Annotated in this window: 20 protein-coding genes and 1 pseudogene; 5 read left to right on the top strand and 16 right to left on the bottom strand. The window is 61.0% G+C overall.

Features of this window, described 5'->3' with window-relative positions; all coding sequences use genetic code 11:
- Positions 1 to 46: 46 nt before the first annotated feature.
- Entirely contained in the window at positions 47 to 304 is a 258-nt protein-coding gene (locus AC25BC_RS10675) for a DUF1127 domain-containing protein (protein ID WP_012757630.1), read from the top strand.
- Positions 305 to 427: 123 nt separating this feature from the next.
- Here AC25BC_RS10675 and AC25BC_RS10670 read toward each other — a convergent pair whose 3' ends face one another.
- The 7 genes and pseudogenes from AC25BC_RS10670 to AC25BC_RS10640 all read right to left on the bottom strand — a co-directional run bounded on the left by AC25BC_RS10670 (position 428) and on the right by AC25BC_RS10640 (position 6,351).
- Positions 428 to 823, bottom strand: a complete 396-nt coding sequence (locus AC25BC_RS10670) for a hypothetical protein (RefSeq protein ID WP_012757629.1) — start codon at positions 821 to 823, stop codon at positions 428 to 430.
- A gap of 45 nt (positions 824 to 868) precedes the next feature.
- A complete protein-coding gene (purQ, locus tag AC25BC_RS10665; RefSeq protein WP_012757628.1) occupies positions 869 to 1,540 on the bottom strand; it encodes a phosphoribosylformylglycinamidine synthase subunit PurQ in 672 nt (223 codons plus the stop codon).
- Positions 1,537 to 2,091: an RNA 2'-phosphotransferase gene (locus AC25BC_RS10660; RefSeq protein WP_012757627.1), complete on the bottom strand. Its 555-nt coding sequence runs from the start codon at positions 2,089 to 2,091 to the stop codon at positions 1,537 to 1,539. The genes purQ and AC25BC_RS10660 overlap by 4 nt, the downstream gene beginning before the upstream one ends.
- Positions 2,092 to 2,135: 44 nt before the next feature.
- Complete coding sequence (gene purS / locus AC25BC_RS10655) at positions 2,136 to 2,378, bottom strand: phosphoribosylformylglycinamidine synthase subunit PurS (protein ID WP_012757626.1); 243 nt, start codon at positions 2,376 to 2,378, stop codon at positions 2,136 to 2,138.
- A 15-nt stretch (positions 2,379 to 2,393) separates the two neighbouring features.
- Positions 2,394 to 3,158 (bottom strand): phosphoribosylaminoimidazolesuccinocarboxamide synthase, encoded by a 765-nt coding sequence (purC, locus tag AC25BC_RS10650; protein ID WP_003540062.1) that lies wholly within the window; start codon positions 3,156 to 3,158, stop codon positions 2,394 to 2,396.
- Positions 3,159 to 3,407: 249 nt separating this feature from the next.
- Positions 3,408 to 5,700, bottom strand: a pseudogene (locus AC25BC_RS10645) (putative bifunctional diguanylate cyclase/phosphodiesterase).
- 96 nt (positions 5,701 to 5,796) lie between these two features.
- The gene (locus AC25BC_RS10640) at positions 5,797 to 6,351 is read right to left on the bottom strand and encodes an alpha/beta hydrolase (RefSeq protein ID WP_012757624.1); all 555 of its coding nucleotides are present in this window, start codon (positions 6,349 to 6,351) and stop codon (positions 5,797 to 5,799) included.
- A 175-nt stretch (positions 6,352 to 6,526) separates the two neighbouring features.
- Between AC25BC_RS10640 and AC25BC_RS10635 the strand changes: the two genes are divergently transcribed.
- Both AC25BC_RS10635 and AC25BC_RS10630 read left to right on the top strand, forming a co-directional pair.
- On the top strand, positions 6,527 to 7,333 hold the full coding sequence (locus AC25BC_RS10635) for a DUF2189 domain-containing protein (RefSeq protein ID WP_012757623.1): 807 nt from the start codon (positions 6,527 to 6,529) through the stop codon (positions 7,331 to 7,333).
- Between the two features lie 149 nt (positions 7,334 to 7,482).
- Complete coding sequence (locus AC25BC_RS10630; RefSeq protein WP_012757622.1) at positions 7,483 to 7,950, top strand: low affinity iron permease family protein; 468 nt, start codon at positions 7,483 to 7,485, stop codon at positions 7,948 to 7,950.
- A 211-nt stretch (positions 7,951 to 8,161) separates the two neighbouring features.
- Here the strand turns inward: AC25BC_RS10630 and AC25BC_RS10625 are convergent, their stop codons facing one another.
- From AC25BC_RS10625 to AC25BC_RS10595, 7 genes are all read right to left on the bottom strand, one after another.
- Complete coding sequence (locus tag AC25BC_RS10625; RefSeq protein WP_012757621.1) at positions 8,162 to 8,578, bottom strand: hypothetical protein; 417 nt, start codon at positions 8,576 to 8,578, stop codon at positions 8,162 to 8,164.
- Between the two features lie 81 nt (positions 8,579 to 8,659).
- Positions 8,660 to 9,079, bottom strand: coding sequence for a hypothetical protein (locus AC25BC_RS10620; RefSeq protein WP_012757620.1), 420 nt, complete (start codon positions 9,077 to 9,079; stop codon positions 8,660 to 8,662).
- Between the two features lie 247 nt (positions 9,080 to 9,326).
- Positions 9,327 to 10,634: an adenylosuccinate lyase gene (gene purB, locus AC25BC_RS10615; RefSeq protein ID WP_012757619.1), complete on the bottom strand. Its 1,308-nt coding sequence runs from the start codon at positions 10,632 to 10,634 to the stop codon at positions 9,327 to 9,329.
- Between the two features lie 58 nt (positions 10,635 to 10,692).
- Positions 10,693 to 11,178, bottom strand: a complete 486-nt coding sequence (locus AC25BC_RS10610) for a hypothetical protein (RefSeq protein WP_012757618.1) — start codon at positions 11,176 to 11,178, stop codon at positions 10,693 to 10,695.
- A 32-nt stretch (positions 11,179 to 11,210) separates the two neighbouring features.
- Positions 11,211 to 11,936 (bottom strand): DUF2259 domain-containing protein, encoded by a 726-nt coding sequence (locus AC25BC_RS10605; RefSeq protein WP_012757617.1) that lies wholly within the window; start codon positions 11,934 to 11,936, stop codon positions 11,211 to 11,213.
- Positions 11,933 to 12,610, bottom strand: a complete 678-nt coding sequence (rpe, locus tag AC25BC_RS10600; RefSeq protein ID WP_012757616.1) for a ribulose-phosphate 3-epimerase — start codon at positions 12,608 to 12,610, stop codon at positions 11,933 to 11,935. Before rpe ends, AC25BC_RS10605 begins: the two co-directional genes overlap by 4 nt.
- Positions 12,611 to 12,674: 64 nt before the next feature.
- A complete protein-coding gene (locus tag AC25BC_RS10595) occupies positions 12,675 to 13,757 on the bottom strand; it encodes an ABC transporter substrate-binding protein (protein WP_012757615.1) in 1,083 nt (360 codons plus the stop codon).
- Positions 13,758 to 13,940: 183 nt separating this feature from the next.
- Between AC25BC_RS10595 and AC25BC_RS10590 the strand changes: the two genes are divergently transcribed.
- Together AC25BC_RS10590 and AC25BC_RS10585 are read left to right on the top strand one after the other, a co-directional pair.
- The gene (locus AC25BC_RS10590; protein WP_003559728.1) at positions 13,941 to 14,435 is read left to right on the top strand and encodes a flavin reductase; all 495 of its coding nucleotides are present in this window, start codon (positions 13,941 to 13,943) and stop codon (positions 14,433 to 14,435) included.
- 47 nt (positions 14,436 to 14,482) lie between these two features.
- Positions 14,483 to 14,800, top strand: coding sequence for a TfoX/Sxy family protein (locus AC25BC_RS10585; RefSeq protein ID WP_003540033.1), 318 nt, complete (start codon positions 14,483 to 14,485; stop codon positions 14,798 to 14,800).
- Here AC25BC_RS10585 and AC25BC_RS10580 read toward each other — a convergent pair whose 3' ends face one another.
- Both AC25BC_RS10580 and AC25BC_RS10575 read right to left on the bottom strand, forming a co-directional pair.
- Positions 14,801 to 15,223 (bottom strand): NUDIX domain-containing protein, encoded by a 423-nt coding sequence (locus AC25BC_RS10580; RefSeq protein ID WP_012757614.1) that lies wholly within the window; start codon positions 15,221 to 15,223, stop codon positions 14,801 to 14,803. It lies immediately after the preceding gene.
- Positions 15,224 to 15,231: 8 nt separating this feature from the next.
- Entirely contained in the window at positions 15,232 to 16,797 is a 1,566-nt protein-coding gene (locus AC25BC_RS10575) for a DEAD/DEAH box helicase (protein ID WP_012757613.1), read from the bottom strand.
- Positions 16,798 to 16,927 lie beyond the last annotated feature (130 nt).

Below are 16,927 nucleotides of genomic sequence, written 5' to 3'. Positions count from 1 at the left end.
CAAGCGTATGAGTCAATTCCAATGGCAAGCCAAGAGGATCCCTGGAATGTCTGCCTTACCTGAGATCAAAATGCCGATTGTACCGATTGTCTCTTACGAGGACAGGAGGCAGATCATCCTCCCCGCCGCGCCCGCCGAGGTGACGACGCGCCGGGGCCGGATCTGGGCTGCCATTCTTCTCTGGCATCAGAAGCGGGAAGGCCGGCGCGCGCTGAGGGAACTGACGGCGACCGCGCTCAAGGATATCGGCGTGTCGCAGTCCGATGCCGCGCGCGAAGTCGGCAAGTCATTTTTCTGGGACTGATCATTTTCGGGCTGCCGTATCATTCCTTAAATCGGAAGCGATTTCAGGAACATATGCGGCATTCAGGGTGTTGCAGCGCCCTTTGTGCGTCTTGGAAGACGCGCGGCGCCGTCAGCGGGACGATCAGCTGCAGGCCTTGTTGCCGCCGGACCAGCGATTGACGTCGGTGGTGATGCGGCCGGCGACCGGTTCCTGCATCATCGGACCGAAGGCCTGAAGGCGCGACGGGCTTCCCTCGGCCTGGACGACGAGCAGCGGCCGGCTTTCCGGGCTGCCCTTATGGACGAGCAGGATGCGCGGACGGCCGGAGAAGGAATTGAGCTCCGGCGCGAGCTTATAGGCTGCAAAGGCCGGATCGCCCGATTTGAACCAGCAGGCATTGGCGCCGAGCGCCACGCGTTCCATCGTCGGTAGAGCGGCGCGGTTCGGGCCTGTCGGTGCCGGCGTCTGGCAAGCTGCCACCGTGGTTGCGATGGCGGTCAACAGGGCGGCGTGTGCGACGGAGAGGCGAGGGCGCATCGATCTTGCTCCAGATCCGGATGAGAGGATTTTGAGTGCCGAGGTTTAGGCGGCGATGACGTCGAGCGCCGAGGCGAAGAGGCCGCGGCCGTCCGAGCCGCCATGGGCAGCCTCGATCAGGTTCTCGGGATGCGGCATCATGCCGAGCACGTTGCCCTTTTCGTTCATGACGGCGGCGATATCGTTGATCGAGCCGTTCGGGTTGGTGCCCTCGGCATAACGGAAGACTACCTGGCCATTGCCTTCGATCGCAGCCAACGTCGCATCGTCGGCGAAATAATTGCCGTCATGATGGGCGACCGGGCAGCGGATGACCTGGCCCTGCGCGTAGGCGCGGGTGAAGTCCGTCTCGGCATTGACGACTTCGAGCTTGATCTCGCGGCAGACGAATTTCAGCGAGGAATTGCGCATCAGCGCGCCGGGCAGCAGGCCAGCCTCGACGAGGATCTGGAAGCCGTTGCAGACGCCGAGCACCTTCACGCCCTTTGCAGCCTTGTCGATGATTGCCTGCATGACCGGCATGCGGGCGGCGATCGCGCCGCAGCGCAGATAATCGCCATAGGAAAAGCCGCCGGGGATGACGATCAGGTCGACATCGGGGAACTCGGTTTCCGTCTGCCAGATCGTTACCGGTGCCTGGCCGGAGATCTTGGTCAGGGCCGCGATCATGTCGCGGTCGCGGTTGAGGCCCGGAAGTTGAACGACGGCTGATTTCATAGGGTCCCTGCGTTTCGCGAAAGATATTGAACTGGAACGCTTTCAGCGAGCCATACTCCATTGTCGGAGACAAAGAAAGAATGACCTTCTGAAAACATGCGGGCCGCGTCCACACGTAGGATGATATGTTCACCCTTGCGGCGCGTTGCGACGATTTTCGCCGTTTCGACATCCGCCGACAGATGAATGTGGTGCCGCTGCATCTTCTTCAAGCCTTCGCGCTCGATCGACTGCCAGTTCGTCAGAGACGTGCCGTGAAAAAGAGCGGCGGGCGGTTCAACCTGGTTCAATGCGAGATCGACGTCGACGCTATGACCTTGGTTTGCGCGAATTCTGTTATCGGTAAGCGTAAAGCGCTTCTTCGGATTGTTCTCGACAATCTCGATGATATCGGCGCGGGAAACGTCGTATTTCGACGCCAACGCTTTTTCGAGTTCGTCAAACGACACCCAACCCTCGCTATCAAGCGTCAAGCCCGCAGCATCAGGCGCATGACGCAAAACATAGCTCATATATTTCGAGACTTCCGTCTCCAGCTTTGCTTTCATCATGACGCCAAATCCTCAAAGTCCGCCAGACGACGGGTCTGTGATCATCAGTCGATCGCGATTGCGTAGTTCTCGATCACCGTGTTGGCGAGCAGTTTTTCGCACATGGCCTTGAGGTCAGCCTCGGCCTTGCCCTTGTCGGCGCCTTCCAATTCCAGGTCGAAGACTTTGCCTTGTCTTACATGGCCGACGCCCGAGAAGCCGAGGGCGCCAAGCGCACCCTCGATAGCCTTGCCCTGCGGATCGAGAACGCCGTTTTTCAGCGTGACGGTGACACGAGCCTTGATCACTTTGTCTTTCCTGCCTTACTTGACGAGAACCGGGCCGGTGCCGCGCACAGGCTCGTTTTCATTGATGATGCCGAGACGGCGCGCGACTTCGGAATAGGCTTCGAGCAACCCGCCGAGGTCACGGCGGAAGCGGTCCTTGTCCATCTTCTCGTGGGTTTCGATATCCCAGAGCCGGCAGCTGTCCGGCGAGATCTCGTCGGCGAGGATGATGCGCATCATATCGCCTTCGAAGAGGCGGCCGCATTCGATCTTGAAATCGACGAGCTGGATGCCGACGCCGAGGAAGAGGCCGGTCATGAAGTCGTTGACGCGAATGGCAAGCGCCATGATGTCATCGAGTTCGGCGGGGTTTGCCCAGCCGAAGGCGGTGATGTGCTCTTCGGAGACCATCGGATCGTCGAGCGCGTCGGACTTGTAATAGAATTCGATGATCGAGCGCGGCAGCACGACGCCTTCGTCGATGCCGAGCCGCTTGGCGAGAGAACCGGCCGCGACATTGCGCACGACGATCTCCAGCGGGATCATCTCCACTTCCTTGATCAACTGCTCGCGCATGTTGAGCCGGCGGATGAAATGAGTAGGGATGCCGATCTTGTTCAGATGGCTGAAGATATATTCGCAGATGCGGTTGTTGAGGACGCCCTTGCCATCGATGACTTCGTGTTTCTTCTTGTTGAAGGCAGTGGCATCGTCCTTGAAGAACTGGATCAAAGTACCCGGTTCCGGGCCCTCATACAGAATCTTTGCCTTGCCCTCGTAGATACGGCGGCGACGGTTCATCGTGGTCATTCTCTGTTGTTGGCGCTCTTGGGATAGCGCGAGTGGATCTATCTCGTGGCGTCCCCTTAAAGGAAAAGAGATGGTTTCACAATCCGCCTGTCGCTCCTTCCCTGGTTTCCGGATTTCGCGGCCCGGTTTCCGATTTTACGGAATACTGCCAAGAGAATCGAATGAATTCGCAAGACCAGTTTAGCGCCTTTTCCTCTACGGTGGAATGAAGGCGAAATGGCGGGCCGCTTATGCAGGTTTTTATTTGGCGGCTCTGCCTGGCAGGGCGCGGCGAAGCTGCGCCTGCAAGGCGCGAGCGGCGATTTGCCCGTGGCGCCAGCTTCCGGCGCGGATGAAGGAGGGGATCTGCATGGCCGGCATCGGCCGGGCGAGCGCGTAGCCCTGCAGCGTGTCACAGTCGAGTTCTTCGAGAATGCGGATATGCTCCGCCGTCTCGACGCCCTCGGCGATGACGAGGATGTTCAGCGAGCGACCGATATCGATGATCGAGCCGACCAGTTTGCGCTGCTCTGCCGATTGCGGCAGCATGCGGATCAGCTCGCGGTCGATCTTCAGCGTCTTCGGGCTCAGGCGCAGCAGGCTGACGATCGAGGCATGGCCGGTGCCGAAATCGTCGATCTGGATGTCGATGCCGAGCTTGCGCAGCTTTTTCAGGTTGGCGACCACCGCCTCGTCGCAATCGTCGAGCGAGATCGATTCCAGCAGCTCGAAGGAGAAGGTGCCGGGCTCAATCTTCAAGGCGCGGAGCTTTTTGCCCAGATCGGGATCGGCGAGCCGCCTGGCGGAGACGTTGACCGATATCTTCGGGATCGGCAGCCCGTCCTTCAGCCACACCTTCCGGTCGGCAATGGCACGCTCCAGGATGAGGGCGTCGATAGTCGAGACGACGTCGAGATCCTCTGCAATGTCGAGGAAGCGGTCGGGCGTCAGCAGCCCGTGCACAGGGTGCTGCCAGCGGGCAAGTGTTTCGACGCCTGCGACATCGAGCGTGCGGGCATCGAACTGCAGCTGATAGAAAGGCACGAATTCATTGCGCTCAAGACCGATCAAGATCTCGTCGGCAAGGTGCTTGGCGGAGATGATGTCGCGGCGGGCAGCGGCCGAGAAGAATTCGAAGCGGTTGCGGCCTAGGCCCTTGGCACGGTAGAGGGCGATATCGGCGTCGAGCAGCATCTGCTTGGCGTCGAGCGTCGGTCCGCTATCGATGGCGATGCCGATGCTGGCGCCGAAACGGCAATCGTGTCCCTCATATCTGACGGGTTTGCGCAATTCGCGGATGACACGTTCGGCAAGACTGGCGATCTTCTTCGATGCGGGATCGACGATGCAGAGGATGACGAATTCGTCGCCGCCGATGCGGGCCACGAAGTCGACGGCGCGGACGGACGTTCTCAGCACGCTTGCGGCATGCTGCAGCATGGCATCGCCGGCCCGGTGGCCGAGCGTGTCGTTGATCTGCTTGAAGCGGTCGAGATCGATATGCAGGATCGCCATCGCCATGCCCTTGGCCCGGCATTCGGCCGCACGCTCGTCCAGCATCTTGTCGAGATAGCGGCGGTTCGGCAGGCCGGTGAGGTAATCGTGCAACGCCAGATGCTCGATGCTCTCCTTGGCGGCTTCGAGCTCGCGGTTGCGCGCCTCGGCCAGATCCTTGGCACGGCGCAGCTCGTTGCGCAGTGCGACTTCCTCGGTGACGTCCCAGTTGGCGCCGATCAGCTTGCGGTGGCCGTTGCCGTCGATGAAGAAGGCCGAGCGGGCGCGGATGACGCGTTCGGCGCCGTCGCCGCGGATGATGCGGTATTCCTGCTGGAAATCACTGCCGCTTTCGACGCTACGGTCCGACAAGCCAAGCACACGCTCGCGGTCGTCGGGATGCAGGCTTTTCGCCCAGGCGTCGCTGGCGATCTGGCGTGAGGCGCCCTGCAGCCCGTAAATGGCAATGAGGCGGTCGTCCCATTCGACGGTATCATGCTCGATTATCCGCCTCGAAGACGCCGATGCGGGAAATCTCCAGCGCCAGATCGAGCCGGCGCGACAAACGCGACAGCGTCTCCTCGGCCTGCTTGCGGGCGGTGATATCGGTATCCGTGCCGACGATGCGCGTCGGCACGCCATTCTCGTCCCATTCCACGCAGGCGCCGCGACACTCGATCCAGACCCAGTGGCCATCCTTGTGACGCTCGCGATATTCGAAGATCTGGTAATGCGGATCGCCGGCATTCTGCCGGTCGATCGCATGGACGACGAAATCGCGATCATCGGGATGGACCAACTGCAGCCAGGTATCGTATTCGCCGGCGGCTTCTTCGTCGGGTGCCATGCCGCGGATGGTTTTCCACGTCTGCGAGTAATATTTCCGGTCGAGACGGTAGTTGTGATCCCATACGCCAAGGCCCGAGCCGACGAGCGCATGGTTCCAGCGGGTTTCCCGCTCTGCCAGGTCGGAATCGTCGGTCGGCCCATTGCCGATACCTGCCTCAGCCGCATCGCCATGCGGATCACCGGCCTCTGGATGGGCTTTCTTCACGGGCATTCTCGCTTATCTCACCTCGGCGCAGTCTGCTGTCATTCCATTAAGAAAGACTTAGAAAGCACTTGCTCAACAAGCGGGATAGCGCCTTTTCCTCGATCAGGGGGAGAGCCGGCCGAGGAACTGGGCAAAGACCATGGTGCCTTCTGGCCACGGGCCGTGACCGGAATCGGCATTGATATGACCGGACTCGCCGGCATCGACGAGGAAGGAGCCCCAGCTGCTGGCGACATCGTCGGCATGCTCGTAGCTGCCGAACGGATCGTTGCGGCTGGCCACCGTGATCGACGGGAAGGGCAGCGGATCGCGCGGATAGGGGCCGAAAGTCATCAGGTGCTTCGGGCGAATGTCGGGATTGGCAACATCGGGCGGGGCGACCAGGAAAGCGCCCGCCACGCGGTTGCGGAAATGCGGGATGGCGTGGATCACCGAAGGCACGCCCAGCGAATGGGCGACGAGGACGACCGGGCGGGTCGAGGCGTTCACCTCCTCGGCGATGCGGGCGATCCAGTCCTCGCGGACCGGCTTCGTCCATTCGGCCTGTTCGACGCGCCGCGCCGTGCTGAGCTTTGCCTCCCAGCGGCTTTGCCAGTGGCTCGGGCCGGAATTGGTGTAACCGGGGATGATGAGGATATCTGCGTCTGAGGCTTTCATAGTGCCGCCGATGTGAGAAAGCTGGTCCAAGATGTCAAGAGGGAGTGTCAAGGGAGAGAGCGACACAGGCGTTGAAAGTTGCTATATTGCTCCAGTGCCGGTTGCGGAATTCGTATCGGCTTGCCCGCCGATGCTGTCCGCCGCCGATCAGGTCTCGGCTGAGGAGGAGAAAACCATGGCGGCATTTCATGTCATGACGGGTGCCAGCGAAAGCTTGGCGCGGCCCGTTGTCAATCGCATCGGTATCGCTGACGTCTTCGACGCGCTAAAGCGCGGATACGAAGATTTCATGGAGAAACCGTCCCATTATGTGTTCCTGTGCCTGATGTACCCGATCGCCGGCGTCTTCCTGACGCTGTGGACCTCGGGCGCCAACCTTTTGCCGATGGTCTTCCCGCTGATGGCGGGTTTCGTGCTGATCGGCCCGATCGCAGCGATTGGCCTCTATGAGATCAGCCGCCGGCGCGAGGCCGGCCTCGACGCGTCCTGGACGCATGCGCTGGACGTACGCCATTCACCGGCGCTGCCGTCGATTGTCGCGGTCGGGCTGATGCTCTGCGGCCTCTTCGTCGTCTGGCTGGTGACGGCGCAGACGCTCTATAGCAATCTGCTCGGCGAGGTCTTTCCGCGCAGCATGGGGGATTTCTTCCGCCAGGTCTTCGGCACGTCAGAGGGCATGCAGTTGATCATCTGGGGCAATCTCACCGGCTTCGTCTTTGCGCTCGTCGTGCTGGCGATGACCGTGATCACCTTTCCGCTGCTGCTCGACCGCGATGTCGGGGCAGTCGCTGCCGTCACGGCGTCGATCCGCGCGACGATTCTCAATCCGGTGCCGGTGCTGCTCTGGGGCCTGATTGTCGCCGCGCTACTCCTCATCGGCACGATCCCGGTCTTTGCCGGGCTTGCGCTCGTCATCCCGATCCTCGGCCATGCGACCTGGCATCTCTATCGCAAGCTGATTGCGCGGGAAGCCACAGCGTAACCACGGCGCTTTCTGCGGGGAATCCCGGACCGGGAGGAATCTCGATTCCGGGGGGAACCTCGAACCTGCCTCGGAGTTTGTTTAGCCGAGAGCATGATGTCGTCGGCATCGTGCTCTGGAGACTTCGAGGGAGGATCTTTGAGGTGACGATGAAGCATCTGTTTGCCCACTTCGCAACCAAGGTATCGGAATGGGCGGGCAAGCCTGTCATCTTCATCCTGGCACTGATTGCCGTCGTCATCTGGGCGGCACTCGGCCCCTTCTTCGACTATTCGGAAACCTGGCAGCTGGTCATCAATACCGGCACGACGATCGTCACTTTCCTGATGGTCTTCGTGCTGCAGAACGCCCAAACGCGCGACACCAGGGCGATCCAGGCAAAGCTCAACGAAATCATCCTGACCAGCCATGCCGAGAACCGTTTCATCGGCATCGAGAATCTCGACGAGGAAGAACTGAAACGTCTCGACGAGCTGGTCGCGAAGGCCGCAAAGGGCAGGGGTGAGAGGGAGGCTTGCTGGACATCGGACTCAACCGAAGCAGCGAATGCGGCGCCGTCGAAAAAGGCGGAGGTGCGCAAACGACGGGTTTCAGCCAAGCCGGTGAAGCAGAGGTAGAGATCGGTCGGCTATTTTTACCAGGCTTATCTTTCCTGCATCGCTTCCGATCCGATCTCCGCTAACGCAAGAGATATTCAAGGATGCGCCGGCTGCCAGTCTTGACTTCAACGGTGACGGACATGCCCGGCGAAAGCGCCAGGCCCAATGCTTCGGCAGTGAAGTCGCCGGGGTATAAGCATGCAGGCCTGACAAAGCTCCCTAAACCCTGTCAGTCAACGACAGTTACACGGGCAGTGATCTCCCAAACGCCAGCCTCAGACTCGCTCGACTCTCGCAACTTGATTTTATCGGATCCAGTGAACTTGGCGCCTGGCGTATAGTAGACCACAGCTCCCTCGACCTGGCGGCCATTGCATTTGAAGCGGGGATTGCTTCGCTTGAAAATCGGAAACACCTTTTCATGGACGATTTGAATCTCTCCATGTTTGCCGCCGTCCAGAATCTTTAGACGCGGCACAGCGGCCAAGCTGCAGTCGGGATTCACAAATGACGATTGATAAATGATGGTTCGACTGCCGGAGATGACTGTAGCGGAAGTATTTACCTTTTTGATCTCCTGCGCTTGGGCATGTCCCCCGGCAATGAGAAGAAGGGCCGAACCCAAAAGTCCGTATCGGATGTTCATGGAATTCTCACCAGTATTGAAATTGGGTTCTGGGGCAGGCGGCATCATAAGATTACGATACCGGCCGCCAACGCAGCATGACTATTCGACAACCGTAATATTCAGCACCCCTTCGGTGACAATGCCGTTTTTATCGGACGTGCGAATTACAATTCTGTCCTTGCCGACAAAGCCCTTGTCAGATGTATAGTACCCTACCGTGGTAGGTACCTTTGTGCCATTGCACTTCTTATATTCACCCTTGCCATGGGGGAACGCGAGTTCGCGCAGGCTCTCCACGTTGCCATGTTTTGGGGCCTCGCGGATGCGGACCTCGGGTACAACTTTCGCGCTACAGTCAGGGTTGAGGCTGAAGGCAACGCCAATCTTGGTGCGCTCGCCGCTCGCCACGCTGATATTCCTTTGGTAATGCGACAATCCATCCGGACCGGTCGTCGTGCAACTCGCCAATGCTGCACTGGCGCACATCGTGGCAACCGACAGAATGAATGCTTTCTTCATGAGAACCTCTGTTGTCATTGTTGATATTGTGTTTTGGGCGGCACGCATCACCGCGTCAGCGGCTGAAATCCGGTCATAGCGAATTGTGAAGCAGGGGGCGACTTTCACCTCTCATCAAATCCAAAAACGCGAAATGCGTCGGCCGGGCGTGGGGATATCATCATCACTGAGATCCAAAGCGCTACTTCCGAAGCAGGCGTCGAGCTTATCGCTCGCTTCCATCGATAAACACCGATCTCAAGCCCGCTTACGCTCCTCCAAACACGCGCCGGAAGATCGTGTCGACGTGTTTCGTGTGGTAGCCGAGGTCGAATTTTTCGCGGATGTCTTCCTCCGAGAGGGCAGCGCGGACTTCGGCATCGGCGAGCAGCTCTTCCAGGAAATCCTTGCCCTGTTCCCAGACCTTCATGGCGTTGCGCTGGACGAGGCGATAGGCATCCTCGCGGGAAGTGCCGGCCTGGGTCAGTGCCAGCAGGACGCGCTGCGAATGGACGAGGCCGCGGAACTTGTTGAGGTTCTTCTCCATGTTCTCGGGATAGACCAGCAGCTTTTCGATGACGCCGGCAAGCCGCGACAGGGCGAAATCGAGCGTCACGGTGGCATCGGGGCCGATCATGCGCTCGACAGAGGAATGCGAGATATCGCGCTCGTGCCAGAGGGCGACGTTTTCCATCGCCGGCATGGCGTAGGAACGGACCATGCGGGCAAGGCCGGTCAGGTTTTCGGTCAGAACCGGGTTGCGCTTGTGCGGCATGGCCGAAGAGCCCTTCTGGCCGGGGGAGAAATATTCCTCGGCTTCCAGCACCTCGGTGCGCTGCAGGTGGCGGATTTCGGTCGCCAGCCGCTCGATCGAGGAGGCGACGACGCCGAGCGTGGCGAAATACATGGCGTGACGGTCGCGCGGGATGACCTGCGTCGAGACCGGCTCGGCCTTCAGGCCGAGGGCTTCTGCGACATGTTCCTCGACGCGCGGATCGATATTGGCGAAGGTACCGACGGCGCCTGAGATGGCGCAGGTCGCGACTTCCTCGCGGGCGGCGACGAGACGCTGGCGGCAGCGCTCGAATTCGGCATAGGCAAGCGCCAGCTTGACGCCGAAGGTGGTGGGCTCGGCATGGATGCCGTGCGAACGGCCGATGGTGACGGTTTCCTTATGTTCGAAGGCGCGGCTTTTCAGCGCTTCGAGCAGCCGGTCGATATCGGCAAGCAGGATGTCGGTGGCGCGTACCAGCTGGACGTTGAAGCAGGTGTCGAGCACGTCGGACGAGGTCATGCCCTGGTGGACGAAGCGCGCATCCGGGCCGACGATCTCGGCGAGATGGGTGAGGAAGGCGATGACGTCGTGTTTGGTGACGGCCTCGATCTCGTCGATGCGGTCGACGTCGAAGGTGGCGGCGCCGCCTTTCTCCCAGATTGTCTTTGCAGCCGATTTCGGGATGACGCCGAGTTCGGCCAGCGCGTCGCAGGCATGCGCCTCGATCTCGAACCAGATGCGGAACTTGGTTTCGGGAGACCAGATGGCGACCATTTCGGGCCGGGAATAACGCGAGATCATGGGCGGCTGCCTTTCAAGAGGTTTGTTAGCGCCCCTGTAGCAAAGACAGGCGGCAATCTCAACGCATGCGTTTGGCAAGATGATAGCTGCTTGCGACAAGGCAGACGAGGCCGAGCGGCAGGAAGAGGCGCAGGCCGATCACCAGGAACTGATAGACTGCGCTGATACTGGTGAAGACGAACTGGAAAGCCCAGACGATACTGCCGAAGGGCGCATGCCAGCGCGAATAGAAGATCCGGTATTCCATCGCGAAGAGGAAGGCGGTCATCAGGATCGTGGCCGCTGTCAGCGTCACGAAAAAAGCGGCAAAACGCGTTTCCAGCGGCCTGTCAAAGGCAAGGAAGCGGGCAACCGGCAGGGCGAACGGCCAGGCGAACAGGCCGCCGGCGAAATAGAGTGCGGCGATCTCGGCAAGGCGGCTCGTCTGCAGGCCGTTGCGCAGGTAAAGGCCGAGCATTGCGGCGGCAAGCATCTGCATGCCCCAAAGCAACGCACCGGCAATCAGATCGGGATAGGGCGGCCGTGCAGCTCTTAGACGATCCATCCTGGGGCGATCCGTCCTCGGGCGATCCATGCTCAGGGATGAACCGGAACGGCAATCCAGCGTCCGTTCCTGTCGGCATCGAAGGCCAGGACGAGGGCGATGTGAACCTGGTTTCCGGCCTCCGGCTGATAGACCACGGCGCCGCCGATCCGGTATTCGACGGAACATACGCGCTCGGCCGGAACTGCGGTGGCCTGGCGCGCCGCCTGCCGGTTCGGAGCGCCTTCCTTCTCGATCATCTGCAGGCTGAAGCTGATGACCCGCTTGTCGACTGCAGCGCAATCCTTCGGCGTCGGCACCGGCATCTCGCCGAGCGAGAGCGTGTAAGGCGCTTTCGGCGGGCCGTCGGTCGCAAGCGTCGTGTAGCGGATCGTCTTCGAAGGGGAGCCGAGTTCGGTCGGCGGATTGAAGGCGGCGATCAGGCCGGGATTGGTCAGGAGATCGTATTTGTCCATCTGGCTGCGCGCCGCCGTCAGGTTCTGCCGCCGCGCCTTGGAGAGATTGGCGTCCTTATCGGTCAGTTCGGTATGGAAGGGCGTGCCCTCGAGATAGTGGCCGTCTTCGGTATCGATGAAATAGGTGTTGGAGTAGGGAAGGTTGCCGCTCTCCTCGATGCCGAACTCCTGAAATCCAAAGACCTTGCCGTCCGCGGAAAAGCCGATCGGCTGGATATTGGCGATGTCGCCGGCAAGTGACAGGCCGGGCAGGCCGGCAAATGCGGCAGCAAGCATGCCACCGATGATCAGACGTTTGTTCATGCTCGTGCCCCTTCGGCTGCCTGACGCAGATCGGCGACAGTCCGGCGATAATCCTCGACCGTATCGCCCTTGAAAATTGCCGAGCCGGCGACCAGAACGTTGCCGCCCGCCCGCGCGATCGCAGGCGCCGTTTCCACCGTGACGCCGCCGTCGACCTGGAGTTCGATCGGCCGGTCACCGATCAGTGATTTCGCCGCCGCGATCTTCTTCGCCATCGCCGGAATGAATTTCTGCCCGCCGAAACCTGGATTGACCGACATGATCAGGATGAGATCGACATCGTCGAGCACGTTTTCGATAGCGCTGAGCGGCGTCGCCGGATTGATCGTCACGCCAACCTTCTTGCCGAGATTGCGGATGGTCTGCAGCGAGCGGTGCAGATGCGGTCCGGCTTCGGCATGGACGGTGATACGGTCGCAGCCGGCCTTGGCGAAGGCTTCGAGATAGTCGTCGACCGGCGAGATCATCAGGTGGCAGTCGAAGGTGGCCGATGTATAGGAGCGCAGCGACTTGATGACATCGGGGCCGAAGGAGATGTTCGGCACGAAATGCCCATCCATCACGTCGAGATGGATCCAGTCGGCGCCGGCGGCCGTCACGTCGCGCACCTCCTCGCCGAGCCTGGCGAAATCCGCCGCGAGGATCGAGGGGGCAATGCGAATGGGCAGCGTCATCAAATCTTACTCCGTATGGGCCGCCATTTGAGCGCCGGGCCCGAATTCAAGGCTGGCGCGCCGCTCATTGCGTCGGCGCGGCCGGTGGAAAAAAGCCGTTGCCCCGCCATTCGAGCAGGCGGTAGGGATTTTGCGAAAGTTCATGCGCACCGGTGAAGGCAATGGTGCCGACCGGTGTCTGGAATGTCGTGCCGAGAAGCGTCTCCTGGAGGGGCTTGCCCGCCGCAGCGGCGGCTTGCCCGGCCTGGCCGGCAATGAGGGCCGCGGCCAGCGACGGCAGGACATAACCTTCCGGCTCGATGCCTTTGGCGCGTAGCGCGTCGGCCGCAGCCGTGCCTTCCGGCAGGATGGCGTATTCGGGCAGGGCGACAGCACGCACGCCGGCATCCAGCGGCAGCGGCTGGTCGGCAGCGCGCATGGCATCGCCGCCGAGGATGGATAGCTGGATGTTCTCGACCTTGGCGTCGCGGGCGATGACGGCGACATCGTTGCGGTCGCCGCCGATGAAGACCCTGGTGGCGCCGGCTCTTTTCAGGCGGCGGACGAGGGCGATCTGCTGTTCCTGTCCCGGCCGGTAGGTGTCGGTAAAGACCGGCTTCAGGCCGTTCTGCTCCAGCGCATTGCGCACCGCTTCCGTCAGTTCGCGACCATGGATGGTGCCGTCCTCGATCAAGGCGATCGGATCGGCGGCCCAGTCCTTCAAGATCACCTCGATGATCTTTGCCGCTTCGGCACCGTCGGCGGGCGCTGCCCGAAAGAGCGGCCAACCGTTCTTCAGCGCATCCTCCATCAGGATGCGGGAGCGCACGGAGACGGTGATCGCGGGAATATTGGCGTCCTTCAGCTTCGGCAGCGCGCCTTCGAGCGTTTCGCTGCAGAGAAAGCCGACCGCGACCTGCACCTTGGCATTGACAAGCGCATCGGCGATCGCGGCACCGCTATTGTCCTCGCAGGTCTCGTTGATGGCGACGAGGGTATTTCCGGATTGCTGGATCTCGAAACCGGCGCCGGCGGCAATCTGGGCGCCGAGGAGGGCGAGCGGTCCGTTCTGAGGGGCGACGACACCGATCGTCAAGCCGGCCGCATGGCTTTCAGCCGCCGCTCCCAGCAGCGCCAGAAAAGCTGCTATGCCACGCAGGTTGATCATGAAAGGCGGAGATCCCTAGCCATCGTCCATGCCCTTTTATCCGCAAGGCCGCGATCGTCAAAGAAAAACAAGCGCAACACAGCGCTTTTCACCGGTCCTATTGTAGAAAAGGTAACCGATGCTCGCCATATTGGCGCGATAGCAAGTGGATCCAGACAGAGTAAGCGCGTACGGGAGAAGCAGGTGTTGAACAGGCAGCATATCGACCCCGGCCTTTATCGCGATGCCATGAGCCGTTATGCCGGCCACGTGCAGCTCGTGACGACGGCGATGGGCGAGCTGCGCCGCGGCGTCACCATCACCGCCGCCTGCTCGGTCTCGGACAATCCGGCCTCGGTGCTGATCTGCCTCAACAACACCAATCCGAAGAACGAGATCTTCTTTCGCAGCGGCATTTTCGCGCTGAACACGCTCGGCGCCCACCATCAGGGTGTTGCCGATGCCTTTTCCGGGCGCACGTCGCTTGCCAATGACGACCGTTTCGCCAGCGCCCGTTTCGAGATGCTTGCCACCGGTGCGCCCGTGCTAGCCGACGCACTTGCCGCCTTCGATTGCCGGGTGATCGATATCAAGGAAATGCCGACGCACAATGTCATCTTCGGCGAGGTCGCGGCTGTCCGCTTCAGCGAAAAGCACCCGGCGCTCATCTATATGAACCGGGATTATCACGCGCTGTGATAAGAGCGCCGTGCATCCTTTCGGAAGCATTTCGAGGGTAGTAGAGAATGGACAATGCCGGGATCGAGGAAATGTTTCAGGGGCTCGGCCCCGTCACGGTCAAGCGCATGTTTGGCGGCAAAGGCATCTATCATCTCGGGCGGATCATCGCGCTTGAAGTGCGCGACGAGATGCTGCTGAAGGCCGATGAGACGAGCGCCCCGGAATTTGCCGCTGCCGGCGCCACGCAATGGACTTATGAGGGCAAGAAGGGCAAGCCGGTAAAAATGCCCTATTGGTCGATCCCCGACGAGGCCTACGACGATCCCGATCTGATGGCGAAATGGGTGAGGCTTGCCTATGAGGCGTCGCTTCGCGCCGAATAGTTAGCCGCGTTCAGCGGGCGACAAGGCTGCGATCGCCGCCTTGGTGAAGGCCGACAGTGGCTCGGGTAAATCCGTCAGGGGAAACCAGCCGAAATCCGAAAGCTTGTCCGGTTCGGTCAGCTGCGGCTCGCCCTCGACGTCGCGGGCGAGATAGAGAATCGACATCCAGTGTTGGCGGTCGGCATCGATGATCTGTTCGGTCATGCCGATTCGTTCGATGCGGCCGATCGTCAGACCGGTTTCTTCTTCGGCCTCGCGGCGCGCGGCAGTCTCAGCCGGCTCCATGTGATCCACCTTGCCGCCAACGATATTCCAATAGCCGGCTTCAGGTGGTCGCATGCGTTTGTAAAGAAGGATCCTGGCGTCGCGCAGAATCACCAGGCCAACGCCGAGACCCGGAAAATCAATGCCGGGCCTACCCATGATAATGCTTAGACCTTGGCGCTGCCGGCGATCAGCATGAAGGCGGGGATATCGTCGCCGAAGCCGACCGGGGTCGGGCCATCGTCGTGGTCGCGATGACGGCGGCGGTCGCGGCTGTCGTCGTTTGCCGGGTAAGGCCGACTGTTGCGCGCGTTGTTCTGCGGCTTCTGCTCTGCTTTGCGCTCGTTCTTCACGATGTCGGCCTTTACTGGTGCTGCTTCAATCACGTCGACGCCATTATCCTGTATGTCGTTATCAGATTTATGACTCGCGGCGGCGCGATTGCCTCGTCCGCGTCCACGATCCTTGTCGCCATTCTCTCTCGGCGCGCGATCTCGGCCTGCACCATCTCTGGCGCCACGCTCGCGGCCGTTGCGGCGCGGGCGTTCGCTGTCCCGGCTGTCTTCTGCCGGCGGCGGCAGCGACGTCAGGTCACCGCTCAGCCATTCGACCTTTTCGCCGATCAGCTTCTCGATGGCATCGACGAACTTAGTGTCGCGCTTGGTGACGAGCGTGAAGGCGGCACCCGAGCGGCCGGCACGGCCGGTGCGGCCGATGCGGTGGACGTAATCCTCGGAATGAATAGGCACGTCGAAATTGAAGACGTGGCTGACATCAGGGATATCGAGGCCGCGGGCGGCGACGTCGGAAGCGACCAGAAGCTGGAGATTGCCGTCACGGAAGCTTTGCAGCGTCATCGTGCGGGAACGCTGGTCCATGTCGCCATGCAGGGCGCCGACCGAGAAGCCATGACGCTCGAGCGACCGGAAGAGATCGGCGACATCCTTCTTGCGGTTGCAGAAGACGATGGCGTTCTTGAGCTCGGTCTGGGCGCGGACGAGTTCTCGCAGAACCGCTCGCTTCTCGTAATCCTTGCCGTGGGAGGCGACGAAACGCTGTGTCACGGTCTCGGCCGCGGAAGCCGGCTTTGCGACCTCGATACGTTCGGGATTCTGCAGGAAACGGTCGGCGAGCTTCTGGATTTCCGACGGCATGGTTGCCGAGAAGAACAGCGTCTGGCGGGTGAACGGGATCATCTTGGCGATGCGCTCGATATCGGGGATGAAACCCATATCGAGCATGCGGTCGGCCTCGTCGATGACGAGGATCTCGACGCCGCTCATCAGCAGCTTGCCGCGCTCGAAATGGTCAAGAAGGCGGCCGGGGGTGCAGATCAGTACATCGGCGCCGCGTTCGAGCTTGCGGTCCTGGTCCTCGAAGGAAACGCCGCCGATCAGAAGGGCGACGTTAAGGCGATGGTTCTTGCCGTATTTCTCGAAATTCTCGGCGACCTGGGCAGCGAGTTCGCGCGTCGGTTCGAGAATCAGCGTGCGGGGCATGCGCGCACGCGCACGGCCCTTCTCCAGAAGCGACAGCATCGGCAGCACGAAGGATGCCGTCTTGCCAGTGCCGGTCTGCGCGATACCGCAAATATCGCGGCGCTCAAGCGCAAACGGGATGGCTCCCGCCTGAATAGGCGTGGGGATCGTGTAGCCCGCGTCCGTAACAGCGGATAGCACTTTTTGGCTTAAGCCAAGGTCAGCAAATGTCGTCAAAGGGAAAACTGTTTCCATTCCGTTCGGCCGAGCTCTGAACGAGTCGGCGGGATTGCATGCCGCAATGCAGCGCGACATAGCCCCGAATGGCCGGCAAGTCAAGAAATAGAGACGCCGCACCCATTGCAGAGTGAAGCGTTGGTTACCG

The sequence above is a fragment of the Rhizobium sp. WSM409 genome (assembly GCF_057653825.1).
This window is presented reverse-complemented; position numbering and strand designations above follow the sequence as displayed.

What these genes read in the sequence shown, in the direction of transcription:
- AC25BC_RS10640 (WP_012757624.1), bottom strand. Translation starts at nt 6,351, where the DNA reads ATGAAAGCCTCAGACGCAGATATCCTCATCATCCCCGGTTACACCAAT.
- AC25BC_RS10620 (WP_012757620.1), bottom strand. Translation starts at nt 9,079, where the DNA reads ATGAAGAAAGCATTCATTCTGTCGGTTGCCACGATGTGCGCCAGTGCA.
- purB (WP_012757619.1), bottom strand. Translation starts at nt 10,634, where the DNA reads ATGATCTCGCGTTATTCCCGGCCCGAAATGGTCGCCATCTGGTCTCCC.
- AC25BC_RS10630 (WP_012757622.1), top strand. Translation starts at nt 7,483, where the DNA reads ATGAAGCATCTGTTTGCCCACTTCGCAACCAAGGTATCGGAATGGGCG.
- AC25BC_RS10580 (WP_012757614.1), bottom strand. Translation starts at nt 15,223, where the DNA reads ATGGGTAGGCCCGGCATTGATTTTCCGGGTCTCGGCGTTGGCCTGGTG.
- AC25BC_RS10625 (WP_012757621.1), bottom strand. Translation starts at nt 8,578, where the DNA reads ATGAACATCCGATACGGACTTTTGGGTTCGGCCCTTCTTCTCATTGCC.
- AC25BC_RS10675 (WP_012757630.1), top strand. Translation starts at nt 47, where the DNA reads ATGTCTGCCTTACCTGAGATCAAAATGCCGATTGTACCGATTGTCTCT.
- AC25BC_RS10610 (WP_012757618.1), bottom strand. Translation starts at nt 11,178, where the DNA reads ATGGATCGTCTAAGAGCTGCACGGCCGCCCTATCCCGATCTGATTGCC.
- AC25BC_RS10605 (WP_012757617.1), bottom strand. Translation starts at nt 11,936, where the DNA reads ATGAACAAACGTCTGATCATCGGTGGCATGCTTGCTGCCGCATTTGCC.
- rpe (WP_012757616.1), bottom strand. Translation starts at nt 12,610, where the DNA reads ATGACGCTGCCCATTCGCATTGCCCCCTCGATCCTCGCGGCGGATTTC.
- AC25BC_RS10595 (WP_012757615.1), bottom strand. Translation starts at nt 13,757, where the DNA reads ATGATCAACCTGCGTGGCATAGCAGCTTTTCTGGCGCTGCTGGGAGCG.
- AC25BC_RS10575 (WP_012757613.1), bottom strand. Translation starts at nt 16,797, where the DNA reads ATGGAAACAGTTTTCCCTTTGACGACATTTGCTGACCTTGGCTTAAGC.
- AC25BC_RS10585 (WP_003540033.1), top strand. Translation starts at nt 14,483, where the DNA reads ATGGACAATGCCGGGATCGAGGAAATGTTTCAGGGGCTCGGCCCCGTC.
- purC (WP_003540062.1), bottom strand. Translation starts at nt 3,158, where the DNA reads ATGAACCGTCGCCGCCGTATCTACGAGGGCAAGGCAAAGATTCTGTAT.
- purQ (WP_012757628.1), bottom strand. Translation starts at nt 1,540, where the DNA reads ATGAAATCAGCCGTCGTTCAACTTCCGGGCCTCAACCGCGACCGCGAC.
- AC25BC_RS10635 (WP_012757623.1), top strand. Translation starts at nt 6,527, where the DNA reads ATGGCGGCATTTCATGTCATGACGGGTGCCAGCGAAAGCTTGGCGCGG.
- AC25BC_RS10660 (WP_012757627.1), bottom strand. Translation starts at nt 2,091, where the DNA reads ATGATGAAAGCAAAGCTGGAGACGGAAGTCTCGAAATATATGAGCTAT.
- AC25BC_RS10670 (WP_012757629.1), bottom strand. Translation starts at nt 823, where the DNA reads ATGCGCCCTCGCCTCTCCGTCGCACACGCCGCCCTGTTGACCGCCATC.